The organism is Sphingomonas sp. KR3-1, from assembly GCF_040049295.1.
In the GTDB taxonomy this organism is placed as follows: Bacteria; Pseudomonadota; Alphaproteobacteria; order Sphingomonadales; family Sphingomonadaceae; genus Sphingomonas.
On record NZ_JBDZDQ010000004.1, the window covers coordinates 379376 to 395160 of the forward strand.

Here is a 15785-nt window from a genome sequence, read left to right on the forward strand (position 1 = left end):
AAAGATGCCAGCGCGCCCGATCGCACCGCGCGCGGTTGTATTCGCGGCGCCGCCGGGGCAGGCCTGCGCGCATGGCCAGCGAGACGGATATCGAAACCATGCTGCTCGGGCCGGTCCTGCCCGACCGCGCCTGCGGCGACTGCACCGCCTGCTGCACCGTCCTCACCGTGAACTCGCCCGATTTCAGGAAGCCGGGCGGAGAGCCCTGCCAGTATCTCGCCGCGCACGGCTGCGGCATCCATGCCGAGCGCCCCGCCATCTGCCGGAGCTGGTTCTGCGTCTGGCGACGCGTCGCCGCGCTGCCCGACGACGCCCGGCCGGACCGCTCGGGCCTGCTCGTCTCGCTCAATTTCGAGCGCGAGCCGCGCAACTGCCTCGAGGCCGTCTCGATCAGCGTCCGCGCGATTGCCGGCCGCGACAAGGTCGACAAGGCGATGGCGGCGACGGTGCTCGACAGCCTGTGCACCCAGCTCGTCCCGGTCTGGTTCAGCGACGGGGACGACAAGATGCTGATGCATCCGGAGCACCAGGTCGCGCTGCACGTCGTCTCGGGCGATCCCGCCCCCGCGCACCTGCAGGGCGAAGTCGCCGCCTGGCGCGAGCGCTACGCCGTCTTCGCGCCGAAGGGCTAGCGGAGCCGCGCGACCAGCGCCTCGGCCGCCGCGCTGACATCGTCCCAGGTCATGTCGAAGTCGCTATCCTCGCCATAATAGGGATCGGCGACCGAGCTGCCCTCGCGCCCCGGCACCAGGTCCATCAGCAGCCCGACCTGCGCCGTCGCATCCGCAGGCGCGATCGCGCCCAGATCGGCGAGGTTCTGGCGGTCGAGCGCCAGCACATAGTCGAAGCGCCGGAAGTCCTCCGGCCGCACCTGTCGCGCGCGCAGCCCCGAAATGTCCGCCCCGTGCCGCCGCGCCGCCGCCCGTGCGCGCGGATCGGGGGGATCGCCGGCGTGCCAGTTGCCCGTTCCGGCCGAGTCCACGACGACGTCCACGCCTTCACGCGCGGCCGCCGCCCGCAGCGCGCCTTCGGCGAGCGGCGAACGGCAGATATTCCCCAGGCAGACGAACAGGACCGCGGGCATGCTCACATCGCGTGGAACACGCCGCAGGCGATCCGCCCGCCCGAATTGCCCGAGGGGTCGGTCTTGTAGTCGTCGGCATTGGCATGGACGACCAGCGCCGCGCCGTCCTCGTCGAGCAGCCCGGCATAGGTGCCGCCGGGCAGCACGAAGATCGTCCGGTCGCGGCCATCCTCGCCCACCGAGAGGTTGGGCAGGTCGCCGGCATGCGGGCCCATCGGGTTGTCCTTGCCATGCTGGTGCGCGGTCGGGTTCCAGTGGCCGCCGGCGCTGGCGAAGTCGGGCCCCTCGCACTTGCCGACCGCGTGGACATGCGTGCCGTGCACGCCCTTGGTCATGCCGTGGACCTCGACCATCACCCGGATCGCGCCGTCGACTTCCTCGGCGATCGCCTTGCCGACATCGGTGCCGTCGGCCATCTTGAGGTCGGCCTGGGCGCGGTAATGCCCCGCCATGTAGCGCGCATCCTTCTGGGGGCTCGCGCACCCCGCCACCGCCAACAGTCCAGCCGCCACCAGCACAACGCGCATCGCCCACACTCCGGATAAATGTTCCCGTGACGTAATGGCTGTGCGGGCGGCCGGTTCCAAGGGGTCAGCGCAAACATTCTCCGTCGGCCTTGCCCGAGACGCTGCCCACCCCGAGGATGATCTTCGCGCGCCGCTCGAACGTCAGCGCCTGCCAGCGCCCCGAATTGCCCACCGCGGTGCGGCTCTTGAGGAAGGTCAGGTGGAGCAGCTCATATTGCTCCGGGTCGATCGCGCGCTTGTCGAGCATGCAGTGCCAGCGCTCGAGATTCCACGCCCAGTCGCGCTGCACTCCGTCCTGGTCGATCGTCCGCGACAGCGCGCCATACCATTGGAAGATCGCCGCCAGCCGGTCCCAGCGATCGCCCTCGGGCATCGCCGCCAGCTTCCTGCGCAGCCGCGCCAGGTCCTCGTCGAGCGGGAAGCCGCCCTGCTGCACCTTGGTGTCGACCGCCCAGCGCACCTTGCGCAGCGTGATCGGCTCGCCCGGGAACACGCGCAGCAAATCCTGCCGCACCGCCTCGAGCAGCACCAGATAGGTGTCGAGCTGCACCTGCAGCATCGTGTCGCTCTCGAACAGCGCGTTGAACTCGCCCCAGATCACCGGGTTGAGCTTTCCCGCCGCGTCGTGCGCCGCCAGGATCTTCTCGCGGCATTTCGGCTTCACCGGTACCGCCAGGCAGTCGCGCGAGAAGACGGTCTTGCCATAGGCCGGCATCAGCGCCTTGCGCTCGCGCCCGAAATGCCTCTTGCGGCCCTTCTTCCAGGCCTTGAGCAGCGGCTGCAGGCTGCCCGTGCCGAAATTCCACTGCGACATGCCGACCGAGACGAGCTGGCTGTCGAAATTGCCCACCGGATCGCCCCAGCAGCCCTGGGTCTCGGGAACCGAGGTCTCGTGCATTTGCGCGAAGATCGCCGCCCGGTCGAGCCCGATCGCCCCCAGCCGCGCGGCGCTGTCGGCATCGATCACCAGGAAGGGCGCATCCCCGACTTCGCGGCAGGCGGGCCGCGGCGGCGGCACCGGCGCGGTCACGGGAGCCGGGACGACGGGCGAGGGCGGCACTTCCTGCGCCATCGCCGCCACCGGCGCGAGCAGCGCCACCACACCCAGCCAGATACTCCGCATCGCCCACCCCTGTTTGCCAAGGGCGGGAGCCTAGGCAAGCCGGCGCCCGCCCGCAACGCAACTCCCGAGCCGTTTCCTACGTTATCGTAACGCCGCCGCCTGCGGCCTTTTCCCTACGGAAAATGGCGCGGCGCGCCTGCGGGTTGTGGCCGATGGCAAGGGCGCCGGAAGACGCCCAGCATCGGCGAGAAGAGGAGTCGCCGCAATGCCCGTCAAATTGTCCCCGGTCGCCTATGCGATCATCGCCGCGCTGCTGCTGTCGGCGCCGATCCTGACGATGCAGACGCATCACGACGCCGCGCCCGAGCGGATCGCGATGGTCGCCATCCACGACTAGCGCCGCCAGGCGCAAGCGCGCCGCCTCAGCCGAACAGGCTGATATGCCCGCGCCGCCCCCAGAAGCAGCCCCGCCGGCGCGCCCGGCGTGCGGCAGGAATCGCCTGCTCGACTTCCCATAGCCCCCGCGCCTCCGCGTCGAGCGCCGCGAGCAACGGCGCCTCGTTCAGCCCGAGCAGCCGCGCATAGCTGCGCAGCGCGCCGGCGGCATAGACGTGCGCGCGGAACGCCGCGAACTCGCCCGCCTCGATCGCTTCGACGCGCCGGCGCGGCAGCCGCGTCGCCACGCTCACCGCGGCGAGATCGAGCCCCAGCGCCTCGCGCCGCAGCCTGAGCCGCTTTCCAATAGCGGAGTCTTGCGCCGCGCGCGGCGGCGGCGTTAACCATGGACCTGGACCTTGCATTCGCCCGGCGCTCCCGCGCATCGCGGCGCGCGGCAAGCCGCGGCCTACCCGTTCCGGCGGTCCATGCTGCAAATCGCGCCAAGGCCTTGCATTCCTGCCGTTCCTGCTACTCAAAATGACGAATAACCGGACGTTAAGGCTATCCGCCGGCGTCGCGGCCCGCGAGTATCGGACGCAAGCAATGCCAACCCATTTGCCCCTCGATCCTCCCCCGATCCGCTTGATGACGCGGCTGCTTGCGGAGTTGCAGACCACGATCCTCTCCCAGGCGATCCGGCTGTTCGAGGACGATATCGATCGCATCACCATCTTCGCGCTGATCATGCGCGACACCTATGGCTTCGATCCCGCCGACCAGCGCCCGCCGCACAGCATCTCCGCCCATTCGCTCGCGATGTCGCTATCGCGCCCCTACGAGACGGTGCGCCGCCACGTGAACGCACTGGTCGATGCGGGCTGGTGCACGCGCGGTCCGGACGGCGTCCGCGCCAGCCCCGCCGAGCTCGAATCGCCCGAAGTCGTCGCCTTCCTCACGCTGATGCACGATGCCGCGGTGCGCTTCGTCGCCGATCTTGCGCATTGCGGCGTGCCGATGCCGGAAGTCGGCGCGGCGCGGCCCTATCATCATGCCGCGGGCGTGCAGGCCGCGATCGACATGATGCTCGCGGTGATCGACAGCAATCGGCGCACGCATGGCGACTGGCTCGAGCTCGTCGTCTTCTCGACCATCTATTGCGCCAATTCGCGGCTGATCAGCGCCGATCGCGGACTCGCCCGCCGCTATGCCGACGGCCGCGCGACGCCGCCGTCCGATCTCTGCCCGCCGGTGCGCACCAGCGCGGTGGCGCGCGCGCTCGGTCTGCCCGAGGCGACGGTGCGCCGCCGCGTCGCCAGCCTGTGCGCGGACGGCCGGGTCGAGCGGCTCGGCAAGAAGCTGATGGTCTCCGAGACCTGGCTCAATCGCCCCGAATCGGTGGCGACCAGCACGCAGAGCTTCGCGATCGTCCGGCTGCTGCTGGCCCGATTGGGCGCCAATGGCTTCCCGCTCGAGGACCCGTCGCGGGCCTATCTGGCGAGTCGTCCGGCGATTCCGGCCTTCGACTAGGGCATCTTCGTCAAAATGGGCAGCGGGCCGCTTGAGCCCGCCCCTTCCCGCCGCCTAGCGGCGGGGGCAATCGGCGACATGGCGGCTTGACGCCGCCGCCAGCCGCACGGCCCACTCGCATGCAGCGCGGTGGGTCAGGCAGATCGCCGGCTCCCTCCGGCGGTCACCATCGGTGGGCGCGGGCTCCCAGCCCGCGCCCTATCCGGGATCCGCGATCCAGCGTCGAAATCGCCACCGCCGCGCCTCGGGTCACGACTTGTCGCGCCCAGCGAAAAGCCCCTCCCCGAGCATGCTCGAAGAGGGGCCTTTCAGGTCACAGGTCAGGCAGGCACCCGGCTCAAGGCGCCGGGTTCCAGCCGACCGCACCGTTCCACTGCGCGAACACCTTGGCGCGGGTGTTGATCCCCGAAAGGTCCGCGGTGCTGCTGCCATAGGTGGTGTTGCGCCCGGTCATCGACAGCGCCGTGCCCGTCGCGGTCAGCGAGCCGCTCTCGCGCCAGCCTTCGCTGTTGCTCGGCAGCAGGTTCGGGATCGGGGTGATCCACCAGCCCGCCGTCGCGACATGCCCGCCCATCTTCACGCCGACATAGGCGACATTGTCGCAATATTGCGTGGCGTTGCTCGCCGATCCGCCGCCGAGCACCAGCATCGTCTGGCAATAGCCGCCCGCCTGGTAGACGCCGCCCGAGCGCGCCAGATAGGTCGATCCCGCCGGCACCGTCGCCTCGGAGGTCAGCGACCCGCCGAGCACGACGAAGCCCGGATAGCCCTTGGCCGAGCGGGCCTGGAAGATGTACCCGCCCGAGGTCGGCGCCGACGGGTCGAACACCGTGCGCAGCTCCGAATTCTCGATCGCCATCGCATAGGGATAGCCCCAGATGAAGTCGACATCGCCGGCGATCAGGCTGTTGTAGATCCACACCCAGCCCTTCATCTGCAGCGTGTCCTGCGTGCCGATGAAGTTCATGTCGGTGCCGATGAAGCGCGATCCGTTGATGTTCGCCGAGTTGTAGTAGATCACCTCGGCCTGGCTGTTCTGGTTCGCGTCCTTCACATGCGTGTTCTGCATCGTGAAGTTGCTGAACTTGAGCAGGTCGCCGCCCTCGATCAGCAGCACCGCGCGGCCGCCGCCCAGCGACAGCCGGTTGCCCAGCGCCGAGGCGCCGCCGATATTGGTCAGCGTCGTGTTCGGCGTCGCGCGGCTGCCGCCCACGCCCGGGTTGAACGCTTCCCAGTTGTTGTTCTGCACCACCGTGCCCGCGCGGCTCTCGCCGGTGATCGTCAGGTTGTTGACGTTGCGCAGGAACAGCTGCTCGTCATAGGTGCCGTTCTTGATCGTGATCGTCTTGGCCGCCGCGTTCGCCGCGGTGCCGCAGCCGCTGCAGCCCACCGTCATCATGTAGTTGAGCGCGCCCTGCACGGTGCGGAAGTCCGCTGCGCCGTCGTCGTCCACCGTCACCGCGGTGGTCGAGGTCGGGGCCGACTTGGTCTTGAACGTCCAGCCCGTCGTCCCGCTCACGCCCGGGAAGGTCGCCTGGCCGGCGATGCCGCCGTTGAACACCGACTTGTCGATCTGGACGTAGTAGGACGTGTCATAGGCCAGCACGCCGTCGTGCAGCTTGATCGTCGCCACCTTGCCGTTGATCTTGATCGGCCGGTAATAGGTGAAGCGATACTGGGTCAGGCTCGCAATGCCGTTGCCGATCTTGTCGATCTCGGTGTTGGCATTGCCCAGCGCGACCTGCGTCTCGGCGCCCGCGACGACCGCGTCCGACGAGGTGTTGACGGTGTCGACCAGCGTGCCGTCGCTCTTGTAGACGCGGATCGATCCGGTGCCCGTCGCCACCGGCGTCGTGTCGAAGGTGAGCTTGAGCAGCGTGTCCCTGTACGCCGCGGTGTCGCCGGTCGCGGGCGAGAGCCCTGCGGTGATCGGTCCGGGGGTCGCCGCGGAACTCGGTGTCGGGCTCGGCGTCGAGACCGATCCGCTGTCGCTCCCGTTGCATCCCGCCAATGCCATTGCCATGCCCAGCATCACGCCAGGCGTCACCGCTCGCAGCTTCATTATGCCTCTCCCCTAAGGATGGCCGGAGTTCGCTCCGGTCCATTTTCCGGGAAACATCTTGATACCGGTGTCAGCCACAGTCAAGGCGAAGATGCAGCGCGCATTGCCCGGCTAACCCACAGCAATACTGGGGAGAAAGCGGCATCTCCGCCGTGCGCCGCCCCCGTTTCGGGACAAATACCGCCCGGAAATGCCATGCCACCGGTGACATTTCGGCGCGATTCCCCTGCGAATCGCGGCCGCGCTCAGATCCCGTCGCGGAAATGTCCCGCCGGACGCGTCGGGCGCGGCACGCTCTCGTCGGTGCTGCGGCACAGCCGCTCGGGCCCGGCCAGGCAGATCTGGCAGCCGCGGCTCGCCGCCACCCCGTTCGAGAGCTGGGCGAACAGCCGCAGCGCCTCGGGGCTCTTCACCGCGTCGCTCACGCTCGCATAGTCGCTCAGCGCGCCGAAGGTGGCGGTGCTGTTGAGGTCCATGCAGCAGATGCCGAGCTTGCCGGTCGCGAAGATCGCCAGCGAGTTCATCGTGGTAAAGCCGCATTTCTCGGTATCGTTCACCACCCGGCGCTCGACCTGCCAGCGCGGATCATATTCGAGCAGCAGATTGGCGTAGCTGCCTAGCGGCCGGCCGGACATGAACGCGGTCTGCGTCGCGCCCTTGACGTCGATCCAGCTGAGCAGCGGCAGCCGCACGCTGTCTTCGTGGTTGGCGTCGGCATAGCCGCTGGCGATGCGCTCGGCGCTGTTGACGTGCGCCTGCGCGCGCGCCTCGACCGGGGCATTGGCGGCGAGCTCGGCGGCGATCGCCTCCCATTTGCGGACATGCGCCAGCATCCGCTCGGGCGAATCGGGGAAGGCCGAGTGCGTCTGCGGATCGACATTGCGGTCGGACAGCTTGTTCGACACCATCTGGTACATCCGCACGTCCGACGGCGCGCGCTCGGCCACCATCTGCCGCAGCAGCCCGGTCACCCGCGCCACCAGCGTGTCATAGTCGCCGATCTTGCCGCTGCGGGTCAGCTCGTACGATTCCTGGCTGTCATTGTGCAGCGAGACCGCGAAGCCGGTCGGATAGTTGTTCGAGAGCTGCTTCAGCTTCTTCTCGACCAGCGTCATGCCGTGCGTGGTGAAGAACACCGGGAACGGCACCTCTCGCTCGCGCAGATAGGCGAGGATCTCGGCGATGTTCGGGTGGAGCAGCGGCTCGCCATAGGCGTTGAGCTGCATCGATCCGACCACGCAATTCTCGGCCAGGTCGTCGATGATCGCCTTGATCTGCTCGAGCGGCAGCCAGGTGCGCGCATCCTCGCGGAACATGTCGGGGCAGAAGGTGCACTTCTGGTTGCAATGGTTGGTGATCTCGAGCCAGACGATCTCGAGATAGGGCTTGCCGCCGCGCATCGGATAGGGGCGCTGCGCGGGATTGGCGGCGCGCAGCTGCTGCGCGATCTCGGCCGCTTCGGCTTCGTCGAGGAACGCGAACGTCCCGTCCGCCAGCGCCGCGGTCATCCGCGCGATCGCGGCATCGACGATCTTCGGCACCATCGCCAGCGCCCAGCGCGTGCGCGGGCGCTCGAACAGCTTGAACTCGCCGCGGATCTTCAGCACCGCCGCGAGCAGCGCCAGCTCCTCCGCCAGGTCCAGCTTGTCGCGCTCGCCGATCGGCAGCGTCAGCGCGACGCACAGTGCGTCGAGCGCCTGCACGCCCTTGCCGGCCCCGGCGAGCAGGCGCACGCGGGCGCGGTGCGCCTCGACGTCCAGCTCGGCGCGCGCGATCGCGGCATCGGCCGCCGCCAGCGTCGCGGCGTGCGGCACGGCGCTTCCCCAGAACGGCGCGAGGTCGCTCGGGCAGCCCGCCCAGCGGCAGCGCGCGATCCAGGCGGCATGATGGACCGCGGGCGGCTGGCTGAGGTCGCGCATCACTTCGGCCAGCAGCACTGCCGCCTGCTCGTGCGCGCCCGCGGCCGACAGCATGCCGACCAGGCACAGGATCGAGCGCGGGGTCAGCAGCATCGTGTCGGGCTTGCCGCCGGCGAACAGCGCGTGGAGCATTCGGTCGTACATTGCTGCGGCATGGTCCGCCGGCATCGCCGCCAGCGCGGCATAGGCCGCGGGGCTGAACGCATCCTCGCTGAACGCCGCGATCAGCGCGGCGATCACCTGGTCGTGGAGCTGCGCGAGCAGCGCGCCGCCATCGTCGAAGTCGAGCTCGGCAGCGGCCGCCAGCGCCGCCGGCGCCGCGGCGATGCCCTCGCCCAGCCAGTCGGTGGCGAGCGCCAGGAACAGCGCCTCGTCCTGCTGTTCGCCAAGGGGAGAAAACCGGCTCTGATACATTCGCAGCTCCTGGAAACGCCGATGCGGCGCCCGCGCAGACCGGCGCGGCTTTCCCCTTTTATAGAAAGCCCGCGCGCCGCCCGGGCCACGCGCGCCAGGATTTGGCGGCGGCGGCGCGGGCGTTCGTCGCACATTCGATATTTCAAGTGGCTCCAGGAACTCGATTTATGCCAGATCGTTACGCAGCGAACGCTGGTCCCCGGGCCCGCAGGGCGCCGCCAGATGGACGATGTGAGACAGCGTGACGGATTTCGACAAGGTTGACCTGACCAACTGCGATCGCGAGCCGATCCACCTCCTCGGCGCGATCCAGCCGGGCGGGTTCCTGATCGCCGTCAGCACCGATTGGATCATCGCGCGGGTGTCGAAGAACATCCGCGACCTGCTCGGCTTCGACCCCGAGCAGCTCATCGGCTCGCCGCTGCCCGAATATGTGCCAGCCGCGCTGGTCCACGATCTGCGCAACAAGCTCTCCTACCTGTCCGCGCCGGACATGGTCGAGCGGCTGTTCGGGCGCGAGATCGGCACCTCGGGCCAGCTCTACGACATCGCCATCCACATGTCGGACGGCCAGATCCTGATCGAGGCCGAGCCCGGCACCGCGGTCGGCGAGGATTCGACCAATGCCGTCCGCGCGATGATGTCGCGGCTCGATCGCACCCCCGATCTCACCGCCTTCTACCGCGAGGGCGCACGCCAGGTGCGGGCGCTGCTCGGCTATGACCGGGTGATGGTCTACAAGTTCGCCGAGTCCGGCTCGGGCGCGGTCGTGGCCGAGGCCTGCAAGCCTGGCATCGGCAGCTTTCTCGGCCTGAACTATCCCGCCAGCGACATCCCGCGCCAGGCGCGCCAGCTCTACATGCGCAACCTCGTCCGGGTGATCCGCGACGTCAATGCCGAGCCGGTGCCGATCGTGCCGGCGGTCGATGCGGCGGGCCGGCGGATCGATCTGTCGCTGTCGATCCTGCGCTCGGTCTCGCCGATCCATATCGAATATCTCAAGAACATGGGCGTCGGCGCCTCGCTGTCGATCTCGATCATCGTCGACGGTCAGCTCTGGGGGCTGTTCGCCTGCCACCATTATTCGCCGCGTTTCCCGACCTTCGAGCGTCGATCGGTCTGCGAGCTCTTCGCCGACATGTTCGCGATGCGGCTCGAATCGCGCGAGCGGCGCCAGGTCGCCGAATATGAGCAGCGCGCCCGCGACATCTCCGATCAGCTGCTCGGCGCCGTCGCCTCGGACGAGACCCTGCTCCAGGATCCGGACTGGCTGGGCGACATCCTGACCAGCGCGATCCCCGCCGACGGCGTCGGCGTCTGGATCAACGGCAACTATGCCTTTTCCGGCGTCGCCCCGCCGACCGAGGATTTCCGCCGCATCGTCCGCGCGCTGAACGGCCTCGCCGCCGGCCGGGTCTTCTCGACCGACCATATCGGCGGGCTGATCGACGGCGCCAACGCCTTTGCCGATCAGGCCGCGGGCCTGCTCGCCATCCCGATCTCGCGCTCGCCGCGCGACTATGTGATCCTGTTCCGCAAGGAGCTGAAGCAGTCGGTCCGCTGGGCCGGCGATCCGCACAAGCCGATCGAATATGGCCCCAACGGCCCCCGCCTCACCCCGCGCGAGAGCTTCGCGGAGTGGCAGGAGGAAGTCGAAGGCCATGCCCAGCCCTTCACCACCTCGCAGATCCGCGTCGCCGAGACGCTGCGCGCCACGCTGATCGAAGTCGTGCTGCGCCTCGCCGACGAAGCCGCTGCCGAGCGCCGGCAGTCGACCGCGCGCCAGGAAATGCTCATCGCCGAGCTCAACCACCGCGTCCGCAACATCCTCGGCGTGATCCGCGGCCTGATCCGCCAGTCTCAGCCCGAGAGCCCGGAAGTGAAGGAGTTCGTGAAGCTCGTCGACGGCCGCATCCACGCGCTCGCCCGCGCGCACAACCAGATCACCGACGATCATTGGGGCCCGGCGCCCCTCCAGGCGCTGATCGAAGCGGAGGCCGCCGCCTTCGCCGCCGATCGCCAGAGCGCGATCATCGCCAAGGGCGATCCGGTGCTGCTCAATCCCCAGGCCTATTCGACGATGGCGCTGGTGGTCCACGAGCTCGTCACCAACTCGACCAAATATGGCAGCCTGTCAGGGAGCGGCGAGGTCCATATCGACTGGTCGCGCGACCATAACGGCAACCTCGTCTTCGTCTGGCAGGAAGTCGGCGGCCCGCCGGTCTCGCCGCCCAAGCGCAAGGGCTTCGGCACGACGATCGTCAACCGCTCGGTGCCCTATGACCTGGGCGGCGAGGCGAGCATCTCCTATGCGGTCGAGGGCGTGCGCGCCGAATTCTGCATCCCCGCCCGCCACGTCTCCGAACCGCGCAATATCGCCGGCTCGGCGATCCGCGTGACCCGGCCGACCATGTCGAGCCAGCGCGTGGTGTCGCTCGACGGCTTCGGCGGCAAGTCGATCCTGCTCGTCGAGGACAGTCTGATCATCGCGCTCGACGCGGAGGACATCCTCGAGCGTTTCGGCGCCTCGGTGACCACCGCCTCGACGCCCGAGGCGGCGCACAACTATCTCGACCAGCACCGCCCCGACCTCGCGATCCTCGACATCAACCTGGGCGACCAGATGAGCTTCGGCGTCGCCGATCGCCTGCGCGAGCTCGGGCTGCCCTTCTTCTTCGCCTCGGGGTACGGCGAGCAGGCCAGCCTGCCGATGGAGCATCGCGCGGCGACCGTGGTGCAGAAGCCCTACACCTCGCACAACATGGCAAAGGCGATCGAGGACCTGATGGGCCACGCGCCCGAATAGCCCGGGCGCTGCGGGGGTCAGCCGTCCCCGTCCAGATACGCCCGCCCGCTCGCTTCGAACAGGTCGAACACCTGCCGTGCGCCCGCGATCGCCGCCGCGCGCCGATCCTCGCTGTCCAGCGCCGCATCGAGCCGCGCGAGCAGCGCCTGCCACGCCGCCGAATCGACATTGCCCAGGAAGCGCGACGGGAAATCCGCCGGCACCGAGCGCTTGAGCAGCGTGCCGCCCAGCCGCGATCCCTCGAGCACATAGAGCGCGCCGAGCTGCGCCTCGCGCGTCTCGAACGCCGGCGCGCCCGCCGGCGCCGGCAGGTCCAGCCCGAGGTCGCGCAGGTCGGCCTTCAGGCTTTCGGCCCGGCGTCGCGCCGTCCAGTCCGGCACCAGTTCCTCGATCCCGCCCTGCTCCAGCGCCTGCTCGGTCGGGAGGTGCGCGGCGGCCTGGGCGAGCAGGAACCGGCCATAGGCCGCGCGCTCGCCGAGCTGCGCCTTCGAGAAGACCATGTCCACGCGCTCATGGTTGGCCGTGGTGGCCAACCGCAACGCTTGCCGAGCGCTATTCATTCCAGTCACCGCCCCGGCATATGCGATCGCGCGGTTTGGGCAATGGCAAAGCGACCGCCGCCCGCCGCAAATCGAGCGCGCCGCACCGCCGGCTGGCGGCATGATAGAACCGGAATGGCGGAATCCCCGGCCCCGCGGCTCTAGGGAGGCGGCGACCCGTGGGGGGCGCTTCAACGAAGGGGAATTCCATGCGCGCCGACCACCGTCGCGGGCTCTTGCTCGCGTCCGTCTCCATTGCCGCCACGCTGCTCGCCGGCACCGCCCAGGCCCAGGCGGTCGACACCGATACCGCCGCCGCCACCGCCCAGGACGCGGACTCGGCGATCGTGGTCACCGGCAGCGCCGGGCGCAACCAGCGGACGATCGCGGCCAAGCGCGCGGCACTCGGCGTGGTCGATTCGGTCTCGCAGGACGATACCGGCGACCTTGCCGACGAGACCGTCGCCGACGCGCTGATCCGCCTGCCCGGCATCAACACGATGGAGACGCTCTACGGCGAGCAGTCGGCCAAGTACGTCTCGGTGCGCGGCATCTCGCCCGACCTCAACTTCGTGTCGTTCGACGGCATGGCGATGTATTCCGCCGCCAACAATGGCGACGGCACCCGCCGCGTCGATCTCGCGCTGATCCCCACCCAGGTCGCGCAGATGACCCGGGTCGCCAAGAGCTTCACGCCCGACATCGATGCCGGCGCGATCGGCGGCGTCACCAACATCGTGCCCTACAGCGCGCTCGACGGCCGCAACCACTGGCTGGTCGACGTCAGCGGCGAATACCAGCCCAACACCAGCCAGTTCCCCGCCTTCAACGCGCTGGGCGGCAATCTCGACACGCGCTTCGGCGGCGGGATCAAGGGGCTCTACGTCCACAGGTTCGGCGCCGACGAGCGGTTCGGCCTCGTCGTCTCGGGCGTCTACAACCAGGAGAGCTGGCAGGCGTCCAAGCCCAACGCCAATGGCCGCACCTATTACACCGCCGCCGGCACCACCGCGAAGGCCGACCTGTCCGACTGGAACGGCAACGACCCGATGCCGACGCTCATGCGCCCGATGGACTATGCCAAGACCCGCCGCCTGTTCGGCGGCTATGTCGGCCTCGAATACCGCGCCAGCGACACGGTGAAGCTCTCGCTCTCGGGCTATGACTATAAGCAGGTCGAGTACCAGAGCCTGAGCGACTTCTACGCCGAGACCTTCACCGGCGTGTCCTATGCCGGCCCGCACGTCGCCACGCTCAAGATCGGCCGTTTCCGCCCGGCCTATGACTATGACAAGTTCACCACCGAATCGCGCGGCGCGATTGCCAAGGCCACCAAGGACTGGGGCCACGACACCTCGCTCGAGCTGCGCGGCGGCTACGGCCTCAGCCACTTCCACGACATCGACCTCGGCGTCGCCTATTCCGCCGCGCCGACCAATTCCTTCGTCACCTGGGACATGACCGACCAGACCCCGGCCTATAGCTTCTCCAGCACCGCCGAGCTGGTCGACACCAGCAAGTACAAGCTGTTCTCCGCCTCCGACCTGTTCAGCGATTCGGTGTTCGAGAATGTCGAGGGCCGCATCGACCTCAAGCACAATTACGGCGGCGACAGCCAGGGCCTCGGCTTCGCGGCGGGGTTCGACGGGCGCACCGTCAACGCCACCCGCGACCAGAACCAGACCACCTACACCGCCAATGGCAGCGCGCTCGGCGACATCGGCACCGTCGTCAGCACCGGCACCCTCGCCTGGCCCTATCCCACCATCTTCCTCAACTATGACCGCTTCGCCGCGACGACCAAGCCGAGCCTCGCGGTCAACGCCGCCTCGAGCGCCAACAGCTCGAACGCCAGCGACTACAGCTATGACGAGACCGTCCTCGCCGGCTATGGCGCGGCGATGTTCGCCCGCGGCGGCTTCCGCGGCATCGCGGGCCTGCGCTACGACGATGTCCGCTTCCACGCCGACGTCCCGCAGCAGGTCAATGGCAGCTATGCCGGCGCCTTCAAGCGCTACACCGGCGGCTATGCGCATCTGCTGCCCTATGTCACGCTCACCCAGTCGCTCGACGGCGACGCCTGGCGCCTGCGCGCCGCGTTCAGCCAGACGCTCGGCCGCCCGGCGTTCAGCGACATCGCCACCGCCGAGATCCGCGACAACCAGAACCTGACGATCACCCGCGGCAACCCCGGCCTAAAGCCCCGCGAATCGACCAACGCCGATCTCGCGATCGACCGCTATTTCAACGGCCATGACGGGCTGGTCTCGCTCGCCGGCTTCTACAAGCGGATCAAGAACGACATCTTCTCGCTCGCCTCGCAGCAGGTGGTCGACGGCACGACCTACACCGTCACCCAGCCGCTCAACGCCTCGCATTCCGAGCTCAAGGGCGTGGAAGCCACCTTTGTCGACAACCATGTCTTCGCCGGCGGCATCGGCCGCAACCTCGGCGTCTCGCTCAACGCCAGCCGGATCTGGGCGAAGATGGACTTCATCGTCGGCGGCAAGGTCACCTCGCGCGACAACGTGCTCTACCAGCCCAACTGGCTCGCCAATGCCAGCCTGTTCTACGCGCTGCCCCAGGGCGGCGAACTGCGCGTCGCCTATCAATGGGCGGACCGCAACTTGAACACGGTCAACGCCCAGCCGTACCAGGACTATGTCCTCGAAGCGCGCGGCCAACTCAACGCCGCTCTGCGCTGGGCGCTGCGCCCCAACCTCACCGTCAAGCTCGAGGCCGACAACATCCTCGGCGACAACAAGAGCATGATGCACGGCTATTATTCGGAGCGCTACACGCTGAGCGTCAACCGCAAGTTCTTCCTCGACATCGTGCTGACCAACTGATCCCGCCACCGGCGCGGCGGGCATCGGGCAACCCGACACCCGCCGCGCCGCTATTCACCCACCTTCCCCCAAGCCGCTCCCCGGCGAAAGCCGGGGCCCAGGGTTTCTCTGCCGCATCGCAAATGGCCTTGTTTTCCCCGGCGAAGGCCGGGACCCAGTCTTGGCGTGCGCGCGCAGGCACGCCAGATGCGCGGGATCCAGAAAGCCTGGGCCCCGGCCTTCGCCGGGAAAACCGCTCATCCGCTCCCGCACCCGGTGATCCGCGGCATCGCCGCAGGCGCAGGCGAAAGCGCACGCCCCTCCGCCCGATGCCCATCCTAGCTCTCCGCCGTGCAGCAGCAGCCGCCGCCTGCGCGACACCTCGACGCCGTCCTTCCACACGATCTCGTCCCACCCCTCCACCGCGCGCTCCCAGGCGGCCTGCTCGAGCGTCGGGATGGTCGCGTCGAGCGCCTTCTCCCAGGCCGCGGCGAACTTCGGGTCGCGACTGCGCATGTTGTACGCCGAATTGTCGGAGATCCGCGCCCGCAGGAAGATGCGCGTGCGCCGCTCGGTCCAGCCATCGGAGCGCGGGACCATTTGCGCAGCAAATGGTGGAGGGGCCGCCGTCGAAGACG

The 15785-nt window shown here is 68.8% G+C and carries 13 protein-coding genes; 5 read left to right on the top strand and 8 right to left on the bottom strand.

Going from position 1 to position 15785, the window contains the following annotated elements; genetic code table 11:
- Positions 1-71 precede the first annotated feature (71 nt).
- The gene (locus tag ABLE38_RS21045) at positions 72-632 is read left to right on the top strand and encodes a YkgJ family cysteine cluster protein (protein WP_348976216.1); all 561 of its coding nucleotides are present in this window, start codon (positions 72-74) and stop codon (positions 630-632) included.
- On the opposite strand, the gene ABLE38_RS21050 is transcribed toward ABLE38_RS21045, so the two are convergent.
- From ABLE38_RS21050 to ABLE38_RS21060, 3 genes are all read right to left on the bottom strand, one after another.
- A complete protein-coding gene (locus ABLE38_RS21050) occupies positions 629-1084 on the bottom strand; it encodes a low molecular weight protein-tyrosine-phosphatase (protein WP_348976217.1) in 456 nt (151 codons plus the stop codon). The two genes, ABLE38_RS21045 and ABLE38_RS21050, sit on opposite strands and share 4 nt — an antisense overlap.
- A gap of 2 nt (positions 1085-1086) precedes the next feature.
- A complete protein-coding gene (locus ABLE38_RS21055; protein ID WP_348976218.1) occupies positions 1087-1611 on the bottom strand; it encodes a superoxide dismutase family protein in 525 nt (174 codons plus the stop codon).
- A gap of 64 nt (positions 1612-1675) precedes the next feature.
- Positions 1676-2734: a hypothetical protein gene (locus tag ABLE38_RS21060; RefSeq protein WP_348976219.1), complete on the bottom strand. Its 1059-nt coding sequence runs from the start codon at positions 2732-2734 to the stop codon at positions 1676-1678.
- Positions 2735-2939: 205 nt separating this feature from the next.
- Between ABLE38_RS21060 and ABLE38_RS21065 the strand changes: the two genes are divergently transcribed.
- Positions 2940-3071, top strand: coding sequence for a hypothetical protein (locus tag ABLE38_RS21065; protein ID WP_348976220.1), 132 nt, complete (start codon positions 2940-2942; stop codon positions 3069-3071).
- Between the two features lie 25 nt (positions 3072-3096).
- Here the strand turns inward: ABLE38_RS21065 and ABLE38_RS21070 are convergent, their stop codons facing one another.
- Complete coding sequence (locus ABLE38_RS21070; RefSeq protein WP_348976221.1) at positions 3097-3798, bottom strand: helix-turn-helix domain-containing protein; 702 nt, start codon at positions 3796-3798, stop codon at positions 3097-3099.
- On the opposite strand from ABLE38_RS21070, the gene ABLE38_RS21075 reads away from it, so the two are divergent.
- A complete protein-coding gene (locus tag ABLE38_RS21075; RefSeq protein WP_348976249.1) occupies positions 3698-4579 on the top strand; it encodes a hypothetical protein in 882 nt (293 codons plus the stop codon). The genes ABLE38_RS21070 and ABLE38_RS21075 overlap by 101 nt on opposite strands.
- 337 nt (positions 4580-4916) lie before the next feature.
- On the opposite strand, the gene ABLE38_RS21080 is transcribed toward ABLE38_RS21075, so the two are convergent.
- Complete coding sequence (locus tag ABLE38_RS21080) at positions 4917-6641, bottom strand: hypothetical protein (protein ID WP_348976222.1); 1725 nt, start codon at positions 6639-6641, stop codon at positions 4917-4919.
- A gap of 245 nt (positions 6642-6886) precedes the next feature.
- Complete coding sequence (locus ABLE38_RS21085; protein WP_348976223.1) at positions 6887-8974, bottom strand: radical SAM protein; 2088 nt, start codon at positions 8972-8974, stop codon at positions 6887-6889.
- 241 nt (positions 8975-9215) lie between these two features.
- Here ABLE38_RS21085 and ABLE38_RS21090 point away from each other — a divergent pair, with 241 nt between their 5' ends.
- Positions 9216-11780, top strand: coding sequence for an HWE histidine kinase domain-containing protein (locus tag ABLE38_RS21090; RefSeq protein ID WP_348976224.1), 2565 nt, complete (start codon positions 9216-9218; stop codon positions 11778-11780).
- 17 nt (positions 11781-11797) lie between these two features.
- On the opposite strand, the gene ABLE38_RS21095 is transcribed toward ABLE38_RS21090, so the two are convergent.
- On the bottom strand, positions 11798-12313 hold the full coding sequence (locus ABLE38_RS21095; protein WP_348976225.1) for a biliverdin-producing heme oxygenase: 516 nt from the start codon (positions 12311-12313) through the stop codon (positions 11798-11800).
- A gap of 215 nt (positions 12314-12528) precedes the next feature.
- Here ABLE38_RS21095 and ABLE38_RS21100 point away from each other — a divergent pair, with 215 nt between their 5' ends.
- The gene (locus tag ABLE38_RS21100) at positions 12529-15168 is read left to right on the top strand and encodes a TonB-dependent receptor (RefSeq protein WP_348976226.1); all 2640 of its coding nucleotides are present in this window, start codon (positions 12529-12531) and stop codon (positions 15166-15168) included.
- A 54-nt stretch (positions 15169-15222) separates the two neighbouring features.
- Here ABLE38_RS21100 and ABLE38_RS21105 read toward each other — a convergent pair whose 3' ends face one another.
- Positions 15223-15747 carry a hypothetical protein gene (locus ABLE38_RS21105; protein ID WP_348976227.1) on the bottom strand — a complete coding sequence of 175 codons (525 nt, stop codon included), beginning with the start codon at positions 15745-15747 and terminating at the stop codon, positions 15223-15225.
- Between the last annotated feature and the right edge of the window lie 38 nt (positions 15748-15785).